Below are 17,275 nucleotides of genomic sequence, written 5' to 3' on the forward strand. Positions count from 1 at the left end.
CGTCTCTTTGCTTGTTTCTACTCATTTGATTCTGTATTTTCCTCTGTAAAAGATCTGTATGCGGGAGGTCCAGGATAGTTTCCTTCCCCGAATTGCATATTTGCTGGCGGATAATAGTTCATGTTGCTCGCTGCATCATCCTGCCCTGCATTTCCTTCGCGAAATACATGCATATGTCCTGAAGCAGGACCACATCCGCAATCATCCATCATGTGGCCCGATGGTTTGACTGGCATTTCCATCATATGCTCATGGCCAAAACCTTGGAATGGGTGCGCCATAGCAGGCTGTGGAAATGGCATTGGCTGATGCCACGGCATTTGGTGCGGTGGACAGCATGGATACATCACATAACAGCACATGGGCATCATTTGCTGTGGATGCGGCATCGGCATATACTCGTGCTTATGCTCATGCTTTGGCGGCTTTACTATTTTTTCTTTTTTCTTTTCATGCTGTGGTGGCGGCGGTGCGGGAACATTGATTGTGGTGTAATTCGTCATTTCTTGTTCCATGACTGGCATTTGCATTTGCATCGGCGGCATCTCTAATATTGGCATTTGTGGCGGTGTTGGCGGCATTTGTGGCATCTGTGGCTTTACCTTCATTTTTTCTTTGTGGTCATCTTCTTTAATGACTGGTTTAGGCTGAGGGGACATCTCCTTATACGGATGCATCTGTTCCTTTTTCATCGGTGTTTGTACTTCTTTTTTAACGGTTTTTGCTGTACCCGGTATTTTGATTTTCATACCGGGCATGATCATATCCGGACTTGAAAGCTGCGTATTGGCTTGTTTCAATGCCTCAAAATCTACTCCATATTTTTTGGAGAGCTCCCATAGTGTATCGCCTTTTTGTACGACGTGAATTTTCAAAGCTGACTCAAACTCCTTTCATTTCACAACTAGGCTCTTTACTCTCTATAAACATATGCACAACCGAGGCAAATGTTGAGACATTCTTTTTATTAATTCACCAATCCCGGAAAATTTGTGATTTGTACAGCATGTATGTATTGTTTACAACTTAAATTGGTTGGAGGAGGTGTTTTGTCATAAAGAGTGTGGGACAGAACCAGCCAAAAACAGCTAAAAATAAGCTATAAAGTGCCATTTCACATCTAGTTGATTGGAGCGAAAGGCGGCTCTCCTTGAAAAAGAAATTCGCTTTTTCTGGTTGCGATGTGAATGTTGCCGAAGCGTGCCTTGTCCTGCGGGAACAATGGTTTTCGATGGGAAGCGTAATCGCAGTCCCAGCACGAGTCTGAAAACCCCCAGGAAGTGAATTTCTTAGAAAGTACATGAAGGGAAGGCAAGCTGCATACGGCCTTTGCGCCAACGCCTGCACACCCCTTGTCGGGGCGCCTGGCGTGCAAATCAACGAAATTGCTAAGCTGGATAAAAAAAGTTGGGCGGTTCCATGTCAAGATGGTACCGCTCAACTTTTTACATTTCCTGAGGTTTTGTCTCCCCCTATTTAAATAGAAATATGATGGACAGGATAAGACCCTAGTACTGTCAAGTTGCACCCCAGTCGTTCCAATTCTGCTTTTACCCCTGGGAAAAGGATATCATCATATGGCTGATCAACATCAATGATAAAGAAATAATTTCCAAGTCCGGTTTTCATTGGCCGTGATTCGATCTTCGACAGATTCATTTTTCTCCAAGCAAAGGCAGATAATACTTGGTGGAGTGCGCCAGCATAATCTTCAGGAAGCGTGACAAAAAGACTAGTTTTTTCAGAATCCCGTTCCTGACTGATTTTGACTGCAGTTCCATCTTTCGTGAGCACTGCAAACCTTGTATGATTGTTTGGAAAATCATGAATGTTTTCCCGAATAATGGTCAGACCGTATTCCTCGGCTGCCAGCCTGTTCCCGATTGCAGCAATCTTTCTATCGGATTGTCCTACAAGCTCAGCTGCCTTTCCAGTGGAAGGTGTGTAGTGAATCCGAGCGTGCGGCATATATCTATGTATATACTGATGGCATTGGGCAATCGCATGGCTATGTGAATAAATTTCTGTGATTTCCTGAAGATCTCCCGAAAAGCTATCTTTTAACATCAAATGTTGCTGGATTGGCACGACAATTTCCGCCACGACAGGCAATCTTGCCTGATGTATAAGATAATCGACCGTGATTTGTACGGTTCCTTCAATTGCGTTCTCCAATGGCACTACACCAATATCAATTTCACCATCACGCACAGCATCTATGCACGCGGGTATGGTTTCATACGCAACTTTGCCTTCCCCGTTGAATGCGGCATCGACAGCCATTTTTGTAAACGTTCCTTTTGGTCCCAAATATCCTATTTTTTTTACCATGCCGGACTTCCCCCTTTTATTTATCTGATAATATGGTCGATATGCATCGCTGCCTAAGCACCAGAGCTCAACATGTCGACCCGTTCAATGAACTCAAGCTGCTTCAGCTGATGGATCAATTGCTCTATTTCCTCGTTAATCCGCGAAATATCCAATGACAGTGTCACATTCGCTTTTCCTTGCAGGGGTATAGTCTGATGAATGGTCAGAATATTGCAGCCGGCATTGGCAACAATGTGTAAAAGCTTGGATAATGTACCCGTACGATCCTCCAGATGAAAAAACAACGTGATGATTTTTTCTTTAACCATCGCTTGAAAAGGAAAAACAGCATCTTTATATTTGTAGAAAGCACTTCGGGACAGATCGACCATCTGCACCGCTTCATAAATTGATTTTGCCTTTCCCCTTTCAAGCAATTCTTTGACCTCTATTGTTTTTTGCATGGATTCCGGTAAAACATCATGGCGAACCAAGTAGAATTTCTCATTTGTTATTTCCATTACCATCCCCCGTTTTCGCAAAACTCACTCGACAAATTCAAATTCAAAATCCATCAGCCGGATCGTATCTCCATCTTTTGCGCCTTTTTGACGCAACGCATCATCTACTCCCATGCTGCGTATTTGCCTTGCAAACCGCTGAACTGCCTCATCCCTTGAAAAATCAGTCATTTTAAACAACCTTTCCAGCTTATCGCCGCTTAAGACAAAGCTGCCATCCGAATCCCGAGATATTTTAAATGGGGCTGCTTGTTTTTCAAATTTATAAACAACCTCTTCATTCACCGTTTCTACAGCGGTTTGTTTCGGAATCGTCTCCAACATATCAGCAATCGCAAATAATACCTCCCTGAGGCCTTCTTTAGTTACAGAGGATACAGGAAATACCTGGACGTCATCAATTAAACGTTCTTTAAATACTGTAAGGTGTTCTGCTGCCGATGGCATGTCCATTTTATTAGCGATGATGATTTGCGGCCTTTTGGCAAGCGATTCATCATAGGCATGGATTTCTTGATTGATTTTCATATAGTCTTCATACGGATCCCGTTCCTCTGTCGCAGCCATATCGATGACATGCACAATCAATCTGGTCCTTTCCACATGTCGCAAGAACTGGTGACCAAGACCCGCCCCCTGATTTGCTCCCTCTATCAGCCCAGGAAGATCAGCCATGACGAAACTTCTCTGGTCCCCCGTTTCAACGACGCCGAGATTAGGGGCAAGGGTAGTAAAATGATAATCGGCTATTTTTGGCTTTGCGGCGCTTACGACTGATAGCAGAGTTGATTTCCCGACGCTCGGAAATCCCACCAAACCGACATCAGCAATGACTTTTAGCTCCACCTTAATATTTTTTTCTTCTCCTGGCTCTCCATTTTCAGCAAAATCCGGAGCTGGGTTCCGTGGTGTGGCAAATCGGATATTTCCTCTGCCTCCTCTCCCGCCATGGGCTATCACAGCCTCTTGACCATGGATAGTCAAATCCGCTATGACCTCTTCAGTTTCTTCATTTATAACTGTTGTGCCAGGGGGAACTGAAATGACATATGCATCCGCATTTTTTCCGTGCATGCTTTTACTCATGCCATTCTCACCGCGCTTCGCTTTAAAATGGCGATTATAGCGAAAATCCATCAATGTGTTCAGTCCTTCATCCACTTTGAATACGATATCCCCGCCGTTTCCTCCATCTCCGCCCGCCGGGCCGCCTTTAGGAACATATTTTTCACGGCGGTACGCCACGAGTCCATTTCCACCGTCACCGGCTTTAACATAAACACTCACCTGATCTACAAACATCCTATACACCTCATCGCAAATCAAAATACTGCAGTTAATATGATTTTTTCTTTTGATTCAAATTTAACTTGAATGCCCTGACGTTGCAGCAACGTAGTCATTTTGTTCTCATCAATGCCTTTTGCGGACAATCTGCACTGGATCTCTACGGTTGCTTTTACATTCTCCGGTTTACAAATATTCATCGAGATAAAGTACATTTCATTTTTGTCGCCTGCTGCTTCCACAGCCGCGAACATTTGTTTTGTTTGTTCCAGCAGCTTTGCATCCATACATTGCAGGTTTTCTCTCACATCGTTCACTTCAAAAGAAACCCGTATCTGCCCAACGCTCATGTTAACTTGTAAAAGCCATAAGGCAAATTCATTTGCTTGTAAATCCATTAACTTTCTTTGCTGGTCTGCTTCCACCACCATCTCATGAAGCTTCTGCTTTACTTTCTCCGGTCTATTCATGCTCATATAGCCTTGAAGCAGCTGAATTTGATTCATTAAATCATGACGACAATGCCGCAACAAGTGCAAGACCTCTATTGTTTCCACAAAACCCCTCCTGTTATGTGGAAATTATAACAGAAAAAAGTGAAATCATCATGTGTATACTAAAAAACTCCAGTCCATTTATAGACTGGAGTTCAGATGAAATAAAACTTAAGCTTCCTGAGCAGCTGGATAGACGCTGACTTTTTTGCGATCACGTCCGAAGCGTTCAAACTTCACAACGCCGTCCATTTTTGCATAAAGCGTGTCATCTCCGCCACGGCCAACATTTTCACCTGGATAGATCTTTGTTCCACGTTGGCGGAAAAGAATAGATCCACCTGTCACAAACTGACCATCAGCACGTTTTGCGCCAAGACGTTTCGACTCGGAATCACGACCGTTTCGAGTAGAACCTACTCCTTTTTTCTGAGAGAAAAATTGCAAATCCAAACGTAGCATTTCACAGCACCTCCTATAATGATTTTTTTTCTATGGTGATAAAATCGCTGTATTCCTGCTCGACGGTTTGAAGCGATACAAGCATACCCTCAAACAAGAATGAAGCTTTATCCTTTTGAGAATCAGTCGCACTGTGCGGTATTTTAACATATAAGTAACCATCTTCGCCCTGATTGACATCCGGATGAACATCGCAAAGCGTCATGACCGCATTGACTGTTCCGAAAGTGATTGCTGAAACAGCTGCACAAACCAGATCATAGCCGTATGGCCCGCTATTAGCATGTCCAGCTACTTCAAAACCGATCGCCCGACTGTCTTTAAAGTATATGTTAGCCTGAATCATCGCATCTAATCCCTAACCCTAAATAGATTATAGGTTGATTTTTTCAACAACCAGTTTTGTATATGGCTGACGATGACCGTGTTTACGGTGGTAGTTCTTCTTAGGTTTGAATTTGATCACTGTAACTTTTTTCTGGCGTCCTTGTTTCTCGACTTTCGCAGTAACTGTTGCACCATCGACATACGGAGAACCAACCTTCACATCGTCCCCGCCAACAAAAAGTACTTTGTCAAATGTTACAGTTTCTTCCGGTTCACCAGCTACTTTTTCAACATAGATAGCTTGACCTTCTGTAACCTTAACCTGCTTTCCACCTGTTTCAATAATTGCGTACATGGATATGCACCTCCTCGATAACTAAGACTCGCCATACAGGCATCCGAAGATTTTATCACCTGTTCTGAGCGGTTGTAGCTTGGTGCTACATAGAATAACGTATTGATATTATCATGAAACCGCAGAATCTGTCAAGAAGGCAGCGAAAAAAACCTTCAGATTATCTCGGCTATTTCCCCAACTTTTTTTAGATGCAACTTTTCGTGAAAGAATCCTCGTAAACAATCGTTTTCATCCAGCACCCGACGTTCCCCTCCCGGATATGTAATATAGACCGAATGTTTTTTATTACGTTCAAAACGGCTGAATACTTCCATCAAAGTGGCATCGGGCCCGACAACAAGTGGACGTACTGCTGCAACATATGTTTTGCCATGATAGCGTTGCAGCAAAAAACGCATAAATACAAAAAAGCGCCGTTTCCACTCCTTTATATTTTCCATAAATAAAAAAGACATGAGTAAAAAGAAACTGAGATTGAACGAAAAAAATATGAGCTGAATCGCGAACAAAACAAGACATGCTAGCATCGACCAAATAATGACTGTATAGTACCCCCTCTGATAGGGAAAAACTATCGAAAACAAACAAAACAATAATTTGCCGCCATCCAGGGGCCAAATCGGTAATAAATTGAATAGTAGAATAAACGTATTATACGTAGCAATTTCTTCGATGTATACACGCGGCAAATAGTCACCCGCAGCGCATAGATAAAGCAGACCATATATGATCAAATGTTGGAAAGGTCCTGCCAACGTTACAAGCATATCCTCTTTAACCGGCTTATTTGAGTGTTCTTCAGTCTCCATCACTCCACCAAACACCCAAATCATGACCCGCTGAACGCGCCATTTGAATCGCAATGCCATGAAGTAGTGACCAAGTTCATGGAATATAACAACCGAAAACAAGATGAATAATTGAACAAATGTACCTGTCAAGAAAGCAATACCCATGAAAATATATAAAGTTGGATGAATGTGAACAGGCGGTAATCGTTTAATGATTGTCATTGACCTTTATCACAGGCATTGGGTCAATAAACTGATTGTTCTTTTGAATAGAAAAGTAGACATTTTTTGCTTTTTGGCCTGCTTCAAATTCACCCAATTGTTCGTCTTTTTGTACATACTGGTATAAATGTACGTTGATACCACTTAGATAACCATAGGTTGATTGACTGTTATCGGCATGCTGCACGATTACTGTACGCTGGGTATCCTTATCCTTTCCAGCGAAAATGACGATGCCTTCCTCCAACGAATTCACTTTGGCTGAACCTGTGGGTGCAATCATGATTCCATGGCCATTTTCCTCAAAGGTTTCGCTAATATTGCCTATTACCGGTATGGATGATGCGGGAGCTCCTTCAGCCTTGTCAACCTTTTGTGTTCGGAATGAAAACGGGCTCCCAAAGGTTTCCTGATACACCTGATTCACTTTGGCAAATGGAAATTCTTTGGTCATCGCTGTACTTGTCCAACGCTTCACTGGACCAAATTGCTCAGCAACACGCTCAGATTGCCACACGATGGCAGTACCCATGAATAATGCGACAGATAGAATACCTTTCAAAATCAATCCGGAGATTAACGGAGACTTTAAACTGCTTTTACCGCTGCCATTGTTAATATCAGGAACCGACGGATAAAATCCATGCCGTTCTTCTTCCTCTGGTAAAAAAGCTGTTATTTGTCTCTCCATCGATGGCTTACTTACCCCAGTATGAGGAGTTTGATTTCTTTTTCGTTTCATGATAGATTTTCTAACCTGCTTAACCCCTTTATTCATCTGCCTCACATTCCTTTTAATGTTTTGTACAAGTTTATGCCAGACATCAAGGAGTTATGAAAAGCAAAAGGACAGGATGCCGCTTTAGCGTACATCCTGCCCAGTGTATCAAGACCGCAGTCCAAAAAATTTCTTCATTTTTTTAAAAATGCCCATTTCTTCATCCAACGACTGCAGCGGTACGCTCTCACCCAATATCCTTCTCGCGATATTGCGATAGGATATAGAAGCTTTTGGTTTGGATTGCATTGCGACTGGCTCCCCATTATTAGATGCTTTAATGACTTCATCATCATCAAGGACAATTCCAATCAGGTCAATAGACAAAATTTGTACTACTTCATCAATGTCCAGCATATCCCCGTTTTTCATCATATGGTTCCGGATACGGTTAATAACCAAGCTTGGAGCCTGCATATCTTCTTTTTCAATCAGACCTACAATCCGGTCAGCATCCCTGACACTGGATTTCTCCGGTGTCGTAACTACTATCGCCCTATCTGCGCCAGCAATGGCGTTTTGAAAGCCTTGCTCAATGCCTGCAGGACAATCAATGATGATATAATCATATTCCTGTTTCAATTCTTGGATGATTTTTTTCATGCCTTCAGGTGTGACAGCTGTTTTATCGCTTGTTTGAGCTGCAGGCAGCAGAGATAGATCATCAAAACGCTTATCCTTGATCAGAGCTTGTTTCAGCTTACATCTCTCTTCTATAACGTCTACAATGTCATAGATGATACGATTTTCCAACCCCATAATGACATCAAGATTGCGCAAACCGATATCTGTATCAATCAAACAAACCTTTTTTTCCATCAATGCTAAAGCGGTGCCGATATTAGCTGTTGTGGTAGTTTTCCCCACCCCGCCTTTTCCTGAAGTGATTACAATTGCCTCACCCATTATACATTCTCCTTTCAAAACCGCTCAAGCTCGTACGTTTTCTGGAAAGAACTTGCAATCTATCAACCAAAATCTTGTCTTCCTTTTCATCTATGTAGCCACATTCCATCATGACACCATCAGATTCATAGTCAGGCGCTCTACTAATATATTCCGCAATCCGCAACTGGGTTGGATTCAAATAAGAAGCCGCGATGATCGCTTCTTTGTCTCCCTCAGTTCCGGCATGCGCAATGCCATGCAGACGGCCCATAATATAAATATTGCCGCTCGCTTCGACTTTTCCTCCAGGATTGACATCCCCGACAAGAAGCAGATCACCGGTCACGGTAAGTACTTGCCCGGACCGGACTACTTTATTGAAAACATTGATATTACTTTCTTCCTTCCAGCGCAAAGCTTCCTGTAAATGGATGACATCTGCTTCAAAAGATTCAACTTTGAAATAATTACCGTCCTCAATAATGGAGGCGATTTTTTCTTTTTGTTCCTCAGTGAGATAACGGGCTCCCAGCTTTACGACAACTGCAGTAGTCTGCTCGCTCTTGCCAGTCTTTGATACTCTGATCTTTTCAAGCAGCTCATGGAGCAGTTGTTCTAATGAACAGCCATCATCTAAGAGCAATGTCAGCCCTTCTCTAGTACCTTTCATTGTAATGAGTTGTTTATTCTCAACAGTCATACATTCACCCCGTCAAAATGCTGCAATACTTTATTGCGCCATTCCACTAAAATGGATCGCTGTGAAACGATTTTTCCTGGCTCCAGCGTGTCAAACGGCTGGAAAATATCGGATACATGATCAGCAAGAAAATAAGATTAGCAGCGATTGTTGGAAGCAGCCTGAAAATGATATACCAGTTCCAATCCGCCGTTACAAGACCAACCACTACATAGACGGTGTTGATGGCACAATCTGCAACGGTTATACCCAAAATCGCGAACAAACCCAGCGCAGCTATATTGCTCTGCAAAAATTTGGAAAGTCCATGTATCAGATAAATTGTCACTGCATATGTAAACATATACACACCCAATATTTCTGTATATACAATGTCAATCAGCAAGCCGAATATAATCGCATACCAAACGGACATATACGTATTTCTCCGGTCATAAAAGACAGCAGTCAGCATCAAAAAAATTAAAACCCAGTGCGGAACAATCATCATACTGCCGCCGACCAACTTTTTCGGGAGCAGTTCCAATGCCACTCCTTCCATAATCATCAGCAGAAAAAGGATAAGAGGCACATAAAGACGTCTCATCACTCTTCATCCCCTTGGTCGCCGTTGGCCAAATCCCTGTCGACGATAATCACATTGTTGATTTGATACATATCCGCAGCGGGCTTGATTAAAGCAGTTTGTGTCAAGCCGTACTGGTCAGGAATGACTTCTTTAACTGTTCCGATGGGAAGACCGGATGGGAAGACCCCGCCCATTCCTGAGGAAACGACAAGCTCACCTTTTTTCAAATCTTTATCTGATTCATCAATGATCCGGAACAACAATGATTTGGACTTTTCATCATATTCTTCGATGACACCAACAATATCTTTGCCCTTTTTTCGAGATACTTTCGCAGAAATACGGTTAAATTGATCAAAACCTGTCAGTAATTGAACGGTCGATGTACTTTTAGAAGTAGATTTAATTTTACCGATCATACCATCCGCGGTGATGACAGCCATATTTGACTTCACGCCATCCATAGAGCCTTTATTAATACTCACCTGTTCAATCCAGCGCTCCGGTGAACGGGAGATCACCGTTGCTTGTATCGGCGTAAATTCACGAATAGAATCTGATTTTTTTAGTGTTTTACGCAGTTCTTCATTTTCTTTCTTCAATTCTTGCGTCTCGTAAAGCAGCTCTTTTTCATTGGAAAGTTTCTCTTTAAGTACTTTATTTTCTTCATATGTCTTTTTCAAATCATCGATATTTGAAAAAATATTCGTCACGAAACTGACTGGTGCATGAATGATACTTTGCGCCCATCCAACAGTATCATTTATGAATTTCTCTGGCATTGACAATTCATTCCTATCCTTTAAAGAATATCCGATTAGTACAACCAGAATGATCATGCCAATTAAAAGTATGAATAATCTTTTTTTGCGAAAAAATTGCATGAAAGCACCTTCTTAATCCGTTGTTGGACGGACGAATACATTTGGATGGGAACGAAAATGCTGAATGTATTCCAAAGATTTGCCAGTTCCGATGGCGACACTATCGAGTGGATTTTCCGCAATGAACACAGGCATCTTAGTCTCTTCACTAATGACGTTCTCCATATTTTTCAATAATGCGCCGCCTCCAGAAAGTACAATCCCTCTGTCCATGATGTCTGCGGCCAATTCAGGCGGCGTTTTTTCCAGCGTAGTTTTAACCGCCTCTACGATAGACTGTACTGTTTCCAACAATGCCTGGGAAATCTCTTTGGCAGAGATGGATATCGTTTTAGGAAGACCAGTCAGCAAATCACGGCCGCGAATATCAATTTCTTCTTCATAATCCATATCTCCCGCTGATCCGATATCCATTTTCAAAGATTCCGCTGATCTTTCCCCTATCATCAGGTTATAATGCTTTCGAATAAATTGAATGATCGCTTCATCCATTTTATTCCCAGCTGTTCGAACGGACTGACTAGTTACAATACCGCCAAGCGATATTACCGCAACTTCGGTTGTACCGCCCCCGATGTCTACTATCATGCTGCCAGTCGGTTCCCAAACCGGAAGACCTGCACCAATCGCTGCAGCGAATGGTTCGGCGATTGGAAATGCGTCTCTAGCACCAGCCTGTTTGGTAGCATCGATTACTGCTCTTTCTTCCACCATCGTTATACCTGATGGTACACAAACCATCACGTTTGGCTTTTTGGCGAAAAAGGAGCGATTTTTCATCGCTTTTTTCAGATAATATTTCATCATAATTGCTGTTGTATCGTAATCAGCAATGACGCCATCCTTCATTGGCTTTATCACCTGAATATTGCCGGGTGTTCTGCCAATCATATTCCTTGCTGAGCTGCCTACAGCTTCAATGGTTCCTGATTCTATATTTTTAGCAACGACAGACGGCTCACGTAGAATGACACCCTTGTTTTTAACAAACACCAGTGTATTAGCCGTACCGAGGTCAATTCCCAAATCCTGTGAAAAATTAAATACTCCCAAGAAGATCTCCCTTTCCAATTCGTTTCCATTTAAGATATGCAAATCGCGTGGTACGTTATTGTTTTTAGCATACATGCGATTTAAAACAATCCCCGCAGGCAGGGACAAAGTCAGCTGTCCGGAGTTTGAAAATGGATCACTCGCTCCTTCAGCAAATTTCAACACTTTTTAAAGATTACATGTACTGCACCCAATATGCAAATAACACGATACAAAAATTTTATCAAGATAAGTTTGAAGCTCTTTAATATATGATTAAATTTCAAGAAGCGCCAGTTTCATTCATTCGAAAAATGGCGCCTAGTGACTGTCTATTCAATTATACGAGAAAAAGAGTGAAATTCATAGTGCTATAAGTACCCTTTTTCTTTCAATGAAACAAATTTGCGATCACCGATTACCAAGTGGTCTAAAAGCTCAATGCCCATCAATTTTCCTGATTCAGATAATCTTCTCGTCACATGGATATCTTCCTGAGAAGGGGTTGGGTCGTAGGGTGGGCAGAATTGCCTCCCTCAGAACCGTACGTACACCTTTTCGATGTATACGGCTCGCCAGCTGATCCAGAACAAAGCAAAACAATATCACCTTTTAAAGACTGCCATTTGACTTCGATCTATTGATTGATTGCAGGTATGATGCTTTTTTGCGGCGTATGCGTGCGCTAAATTGTCGGCCGCTCATAAAACGTATCCAAAGCTTCCTGCCATCTTTGCCAGGCCTGGAAATCCATAATCCTTCATACCCAGGTCTTCTCAAACTTTCAGCAGCCTTTTTAGGTGTTGTCTTCCTTTTGGCAGAAATTGTCCTTAAAAAGCTGCTCTGGGCCAAAGACCGCAGTTTTAAAAGAGAATGAGGATTTTCCACAGCACAATAATAATGAGCCAGATTTTTTATTTCCTTGTTATAAAGTGACAATATATCAAATTCCGACAGATTCATGACTTTTGATTTTCTGGTCGGTTTGAAGATGGTGTAATCACCATATTGGAATTCTCTTGCAATATTCTGCAGCTTTTTTTTCGGCACATAACACTTGATTTTTTTTCTTTGCAACTGCTTTTGTACGCCTTCTTGTTGTTTCGAAGGTATTTTTTTTAAACAATAACCCAAAAAACAGACCGTTTTCTCGAAATGACGAATGTATAAATGTTCATCCTTTATTTGCATTCCAAGATTTTGCTGCATTATTTGCTTTAAAATGCCACCTACATAGAAAACATCTTTTTTGCTGCCTGCAATTCCTGCAAGAAAATTATTTTGGCAACACACCACTTCTATTTTCCCATCCATTTCTGTCCTTCGTTTCAATTGGGAACGCAATTCATTCACGCATACAGCAAACAACAGCTCATTGATTTTATGTTGTCCACCTGTTATGGACATGTTCTTTAGCAATTGGTGAAGTAAACGAATAAAACGATGATCCTTGATTCTGACAGAGACAAGCTGGCAAAGCATCACCTTGTTCATTTGGCTCAGGTCAAGCAATCCGCTGATACACCAGCTCATATTCCTAAAAACCCTTTTCACCTGAAATAAGGCATCAGGCACTTTAAGATGTTTCTCCAATACATCGGCGTAAATGGATTGCATGATTATGTTTACTGCTTCTAGTATTAGTAAACTTTCCATGTGATTTTCAGTACTTTTTTTATGATGCTTTTCCTTGATTCGAAAAGTACCTTCTCGCAATTCATAGACTAAATTCTCAATCAATAGGAGTTGTTTCTTGTCCGCTTCTTTTTTAAAAAGACGGTTTTCAACCATTTCCCAAAGCGTTTTTCTATAAAGTAAACGATAGCAGTCTCGTACTTGCTGGTGTTTTCGTGCCCTTTGTCTGAAAACGTGCAATTGATGAATTGGATGAATTGCCATCTTCATGACTCCTTTCACCAATGTGTTTTTTTGATCAGCCTGTCTTCCTTTCCCGTGCTAAACTCATTACAAGCAAACGTAGGGTAATATGAAGACTCCGTTGCCATGCACAAACGCTACACTATATGTGTTTAGGCAATCCCTGCATGATGCTTAGGTTCAGATACGTGATGGTTAGGCATCCTTTTCGATGGTTTTCTTTTTCAAAGAATTGCTGGACAAACCTTGCTGTGGACTGGAATCAGGAGGGTTCGTTCAGACACGAAAGTCTTCCACTTTGTCCGCAATGCCTGTTTCCGCTATCTAAGACATTGGTGCATCCGACACACATTCATCTGGGATTCAAGCAGTATAGCCTTTGCCATACATCACTTGGCCTGAGGATGGACTCGGCGTGATAGCACCGCCGTCTCTCCCCTTTTCACATCATGCTATGTTCCTTGTATGGGTTTCCCCGCCAAGTAAGATGTGCGGCCATGGAACATTGCAAGGAGTTCCAGTTTTTAAAAGAACATTGGATATCGAAATGTAAGTAAATTCCTGCACAGAAATGACGCAGGCTATCGATTCATTTCTTTTAAAAACACTGAAATCAAGCACAGTGCAGGCGCACTCCCGATGGATGGTTATGAGCGACGATAATGGAAGCAGCGCTGCGCTTCACTGCTTCACGATAGACTTCTCTGGGGTGGACGATGGAGGCATTCAAGGATCCAATAAAAATGGTTTGACGGTGAATGATTTGGTTCTTTGTGTTTAAAAATAAGACAACAAAATGTTCCTGTTGAAGCAACCGCATTTCTTCCATGACAAAATTGGCACCGTCTTCAGGAGATTTGACCACATAACGCTCATTCGGTCTATATTGGTTCAGACGTTTGCCAAGCTCCAGCGCTGAGAGCAGCAGTACGGCTTTTGCATTCCCAATACCTTTAATTGCGACCAATTCTTCAATAGCGGCATCCTGGAGCAGCTTCAGACCTTCAAAATGAATCAGCACTCTGTTAGCCAAAGTCATCACTGATTCCTCTCTTGTCCCGCTTCCCAGTAATATGGCAAGCAATTCCTGATTTGATAAATGTCCGGCACCAAGACGTATCAGGCGCTCTCTTGGACGATCCTCTGATGGCACATCTTTTATCATGACTATTTCCTTCTTCAAGCATTTCACCTCACTTTCATCACGAATGATCATAGCTCACAGAATACAAAAAAACAAATCGGAAAAACTTCTGTATTGCTTTCCGATTTGTTGTATTATGGGGGCTTCCATATTGAAAATCCCTTTTTCAAGCATGATATCAAATATTTGGGTCCCGCAGCCCTACTATCATTTCATTTTGAATAGACTATTTTAAAAATATATTGCTGCATTCGTCGATTTCTATTGAGATGAGGAGTTTGCTTTAGGGACTTCATAGCGGGGGCAGCAAACGATACGAGATGAGGCCTCACTGAAAGTTCAGTCACCACTTATGGATTCGTAGTCTTGAAAAATTTGAAGCAGGAGCTGTTGCTTATTCTCTTCAGTTGCTTCCGTGCCAAGTTTTGCCATAGCTGATACATCTGCTCGAATCCCCTTCAGCTTGTTGGAATTCGCGGGCTGTTTTTCATCTGTCCCCTCCCACACAGAGGAATTGATATTTCCGTTTTCACTCATGCTTGTCAACGTGCTTTGTAGTTTCTTTTGAATTCCAACAATCCATTCATACTCTTTTTTTTCCATATGTATCTCTTTCTCAGCAATCGGCCACTCCTTTGCATACACATCAAGCTTACTTTTTTTCATTTGCCCAGCAATTTTTTTTGCCTCCTTATCAGATGCTGCTATGCCGGCCAGCAAAAAGTATTGACCATCTTTCTCCGAGACCAATGCCGGAAATCCGGATGACTTCAATTCATTTTTTGCCTGTTCTGCATTGGTTTTCTCAGAAAATATGCCGCTTTGCAGAACAAAAGCACTAATACCAGGCAACATGAATTTACCAACTTCCCCCTTGTTCTGTTTACCGTTTCCCGAGGTTTTGTCCAGGCTGGATTCGAAAGACTGTCCACCTGCCACAGGAGCATGCTGATTATTTGGCGGATCCGTTTCTATTCCCGAGAATAAATGAAGCATGATAAAGCCAAACAATATCCCGATCACCAGAGCAGGCGCCCCTGCGAATAAAAACACTTTGAAAACGGGGGGCAGCTGCTTTTTGGACAGGTTGTTTTTGGATGAGTCAAGGTCTTTCGGGTGCTCAGGCACTTCAACCACCAAAGGATATTTCAACTCATCAGTATCTGCTTGGCTAACATTTTGTACTTTTCGTGGTTCGTCCTGATTCACCCGCACAGTTATCGGCTGCTTCTTTTCCATGCTTGTCCCCTCCTTTTTGTCCAAATAGCTAATAAGTTCAACCTAGCATACGATGAACAAAAAGTACGGCGATTCATGTCATATGACCATTCATTTCGTTCTACAAATTTTGCGCCATATACTCCCTGACCTCGGAAATAAAGTGAAAAGATCCAGCGATGAAATAAATGGTTTTCGGATCTCTGTCCTGAAGGATGCGTTCTATATACACACGATAGTCTTTTTCTTTGTAAAATGTTTCAGAAGGGAAGATTTCTTCCAAATTCGCGACTCCGGCCGCCCTTGGATGATCAAAGGAGGTCAAGGTGATTTCATCGAATTTCCCAAAGCAATCCTGCAGCATGTGCCGCAAATCCTTGTCCTTGAATCCCGCAAATAAAAGCTTTTTACGTTGATATGGATAATTTTCTGCAACAGTGCGCAGGAAGGCTTTCATACCTGCTGGGTTATGCGCACTATCAACAATGATTTCCGGATGATTATAAACCTTTTCAAACCTGCCAGCTGCTGTACTGGAAGAGATTCCGCTAAGTGCCTTCCTCATATCTACAGGAAAATGCATGTCCCGCAAAAGAAGTGTCGCCATGATTGCAAGTGCTGCATTTTTTTCCTGATGTTCTCCAGCCATACGGAGCTGGACTTCCTTTTTAAATCCGGCACTTTCAAACAAGAAGCGGTGTATCCCTTTTTCTGGCAGGATTCGCTTATAGCAAAAATACTGATGTAAACAATAAAGTGCCGCATGCTTACTTGAAGCTTCTGTTTCAATGACTTCCATTGCAGTTTCTGGTAATTCACCTGCTACAACAGGAACTTTGTACTTGATAATTCCTGCTTTATGCGCTGCAATCTTGGCAACAGTATCACCTAGAAAAGCAGTATGATCCAGCGCGACATTCGTAATAATGGACAAAATTGGCGTGAAACAGTTCGTCGTATCTTCACGCCCCCCCATACCCGCTTCAATCAACGCAATATCCACATTGTCTGCAAAACAAAGAAAAGCAAGAACAGTTAAGATTTCAAAGGATGTAGGGGCCATGTCCTCTATATCCATTTTCTCAATGACAGGAAGCATATCCTGCAATAATCCAATAAAGGTTTCTTTACTGATTGGATCATCTTGAAGTTTGATATGTCCCCGCAATCCATGCATACTTGGAGAAGTGAATGAGCCTACAAGATAGTCATTATTTTTAAAAGCACTTTTTAAAAACTGGACGGTCGATCCTTTGCCATTTGTACCAGCAATATGGATACCACTTACTTTCCTTTCGGGATGTCCAAGTTCCATGAGTAATCGGCTGACTCTTTGCAGTCCTGGCTTGATTCCCAATTGTCCTCGTTCTCGTAAAAAATTTTCAGCATCCTTATATGTTTCAATCATGA

Annotated in this window: 19 protein-coding genes, 1 pseudogene and 1 other annotated feature; all 20 genes and pseudogenes read right to left on the minus strand. The window is 42.0% G+C overall.

The annotated features are described in order from the left end of the window. Window positions 1-17: 17 nt before the first annotated feature. A complete protein-coding gene (gene safA / locus ACFSMW_RS14960) occupies window positions 18-875 on the minus strand; it encodes a SafA/ExsA family spore coat assembly protein (RefSeq protein WP_390356984.1) in 858 nt (285 codons plus the stop codon). A 601-nt stretch (window positions 876-1,476) separates the two neighbouring features. Beyond that, window positions 1,477-2,331 (minus strand): prephenate dehydratase, encoded by an 855-nt coding sequence (gene pheA, locus ACFSMW_RS14965; protein ID WP_390356986.1) that lies wholly within the window; start codon window positions 2,329-2,331, stop codon window positions 1,477-1,479. Window positions 2,332-2,384: 53 nt separating this feature from the next. Then, a complete protein-coding gene (locus ACFSMW_RS14970; RefSeq protein WP_390356988.1) occupies window positions 2,385-2,834 on the minus strand; it encodes an ACT domain-containing protein in 450 nt (149 codons plus the stop codon). A gap of 24 nt (window positions 2,835-2,858) precedes the next feature. Further along, a complete protein-coding gene (obgE, locus tag ACFSMW_RS14975) occupies window positions 2,859-4,136 on the minus strand; it encodes a GTPase ObgE (RefSeq protein WP_390356990.1) in 1,278 nt (425 codons plus the stop codon). Window positions 4,137-4,156: 20 nt separating this feature from the next. Continuing rightward, a complete protein-coding gene (locus ACFSMW_RS14980) occupies window positions 4,157-4,678 on the minus strand; it encodes a Spo0B domain-containing protein (protein WP_390356991.1) in 522 nt (173 codons plus the stop codon). Window positions 4,679-4,786: 108 nt separating this feature from the next. Then, entirely contained in the window at window positions 4,787-5,077 is a 291-nt protein-coding gene (gene rpmA, locus ACFSMW_RS14985) for a 50S ribosomal protein L27 (protein WP_390356992.1), read from the minus strand. A 13-nt stretch (window positions 5,078-5,090) separates the two neighbouring features. Then, entirely contained in the window at window positions 5,091-5,423 is a 333-nt protein-coding gene (locus tag ACFSMW_RS14990; RefSeq protein WP_390356993.1) for a ribosomal-processing cysteine protease Prp, read from the minus strand. A gap of 27 nt (window positions 5,424-5,450) precedes the next feature. Continuing rightward, a complete protein-coding gene (gene rplU, locus ACFSMW_RS14995; RefSeq protein ID WP_390356994.1) occupies window positions 5,451-5,759 on the minus strand; it encodes a 50S ribosomal protein L21 in 309 nt (102 codons plus the stop codon). Between the two features lie 14 nt (window positions 5,760-5,773). After that, window positions 5,774-5,843: a sequence feature (ribosomal protein L21 leader region), on the minus strand. Between the two features lie 71 nt (window positions 5,844-5,914). Beyond that, complete coding sequence (locus tag ACFSMW_RS15000; protein ID WP_390356995.1) at window positions 5,915-6,775, minus strand: M50 family metallopeptidase; 861 nt, start codon at window positions 6,773-6,775, stop codon at window positions 5,915-5,917. Beyond that, the gene (locus ACFSMW_RS15005) at window positions 6,762-7,517 is read right to left on the minus strand and encodes a peptidoglycan DD-metalloendopeptidase family protein (protein WP_390356996.1); all 756 of its coding nucleotides are present in this window, start codon (window positions 7,515-7,517) and stop codon (window positions 6,762-6,764) included. The genes ACFSMW_RS15000 and ACFSMW_RS15005 overlap by 14 nt, the downstream gene beginning before the upstream one ends. Before the next feature lie 144 nt (window positions 7,518-7,661). Then, window positions 7,662-8,459, minus strand: coding sequence for a septum site-determining protein MinD (gene minD, locus ACFSMW_RS15010; protein WP_390356998.1), 798 nt, complete (start codon window positions 8,457-8,459; stop codon window positions 7,662-7,664). Further along, entirely contained in the window at window positions 8,452-9,141 is a 690-nt protein-coding gene (gene minC, locus ACFSMW_RS15015) for a septum site-determining protein MinC (protein WP_390356999.1), read from the minus strand. The genes minD and minC overlap by 8 nt, the downstream gene beginning before the upstream one ends. Before the next feature lie 46 nt (window positions 9,142-9,187). Beyond that, the gene (mreD, locus tag ACFSMW_RS15020) at window positions 9,188-9,727 is read right to left on the minus strand and encodes a rod shape-determining protein MreD (RefSeq protein WP_390357001.1); all 540 of its coding nucleotides are present in this window, start codon (window positions 9,725-9,727) and stop codon (window positions 9,188-9,190) included. After that, window positions 9,727-10,593 (minus strand): rod shape-determining protein MreC, encoded by an 867-nt coding sequence (gene mreC / locus ACFSMW_RS15025; RefSeq protein ID WP_390357003.1) that lies wholly within the window; start codon window positions 10,591-10,593, stop codon window positions 9,727-9,729. The genes mreD and mreC overlap by 1 nt, the downstream gene beginning before the upstream one ends. Before the next feature lie 12 nt (window positions 10,594-10,605). Beyond that, window positions 10,606-11,646 (minus strand): rod shape-determining protein, encoded by a 1,041-nt coding sequence (locus ACFSMW_RS15030; protein WP_390357004.1) that lies wholly within the window; start codon window positions 11,644-11,646, stop codon window positions 10,606-10,608. Window positions 11,647-11,996: 350 nt separating this feature from the next. After that, a pseudogene (locus tag ACFSMW_RS15035) lies at window positions 11,997-12,146 on the minus strand (JAB domain-containing protein); the annotation flags it as partial. Window positions 12,147-12,237: 91 nt separating this feature from the next. Beyond that, window positions 12,238-13,524 carry a group II intron reverse transcriptase/maturase gene (locus ACFSMW_RS15040; RefSeq protein WP_390357006.1) on the minus strand — a complete coding sequence of 429 codons (1,287 nt, stop codon included), beginning with the start codon at window positions 13,522-13,524 and terminating at the stop codon, window positions 12,238-12,240. Between the two features lie 592 nt (window positions 13,525-14,116). Continuing rightward, window positions 14,117-14,719 (minus strand): RadC family protein, encoded by a 603-nt coding sequence (gene radC, locus ACFSMW_RS15045; protein ID WP_390357007.1) that lies wholly within the window; start codon window positions 14,717-14,719, stop codon window positions 14,117-14,119. 267 nt (window positions 14,720-14,986) lie between these two features. Next, complete coding sequence (locus tag ACFSMW_RS15050; RefSeq protein WP_390357009.1) at window positions 14,987-15,886, minus strand: SPOR domain-containing protein; 900 nt, start codon at window positions 15,884-15,886, stop codon at window positions 14,987-14,989. A 100-nt stretch (window positions 15,887-15,986) separates the two neighbouring features. Then, window positions 15,987-17,273 carry a bifunctional folylpolyglutamate synthase/dihydrofolate synthase gene (locus tag ACFSMW_RS15055; protein ID WP_390357011.1) on the minus strand — a complete coding sequence of 429 codons (1,287 nt, stop codon included), beginning with the start codon at window positions 17,271-17,273 and terminating at the stop codon, window positions 15,987-15,989. Window positions 17,274-17,275: the final 2 nt, after the last annotated feature.

It is taken from the genome of Tigheibacillus halophilus (assembly GCF_042683165.1).
GTDB lineage: Bacteria > Bacillota > Bacilli > Bacillales > Amphibacillaceae > Tigheibacillus > Tigheibacillus halophilus.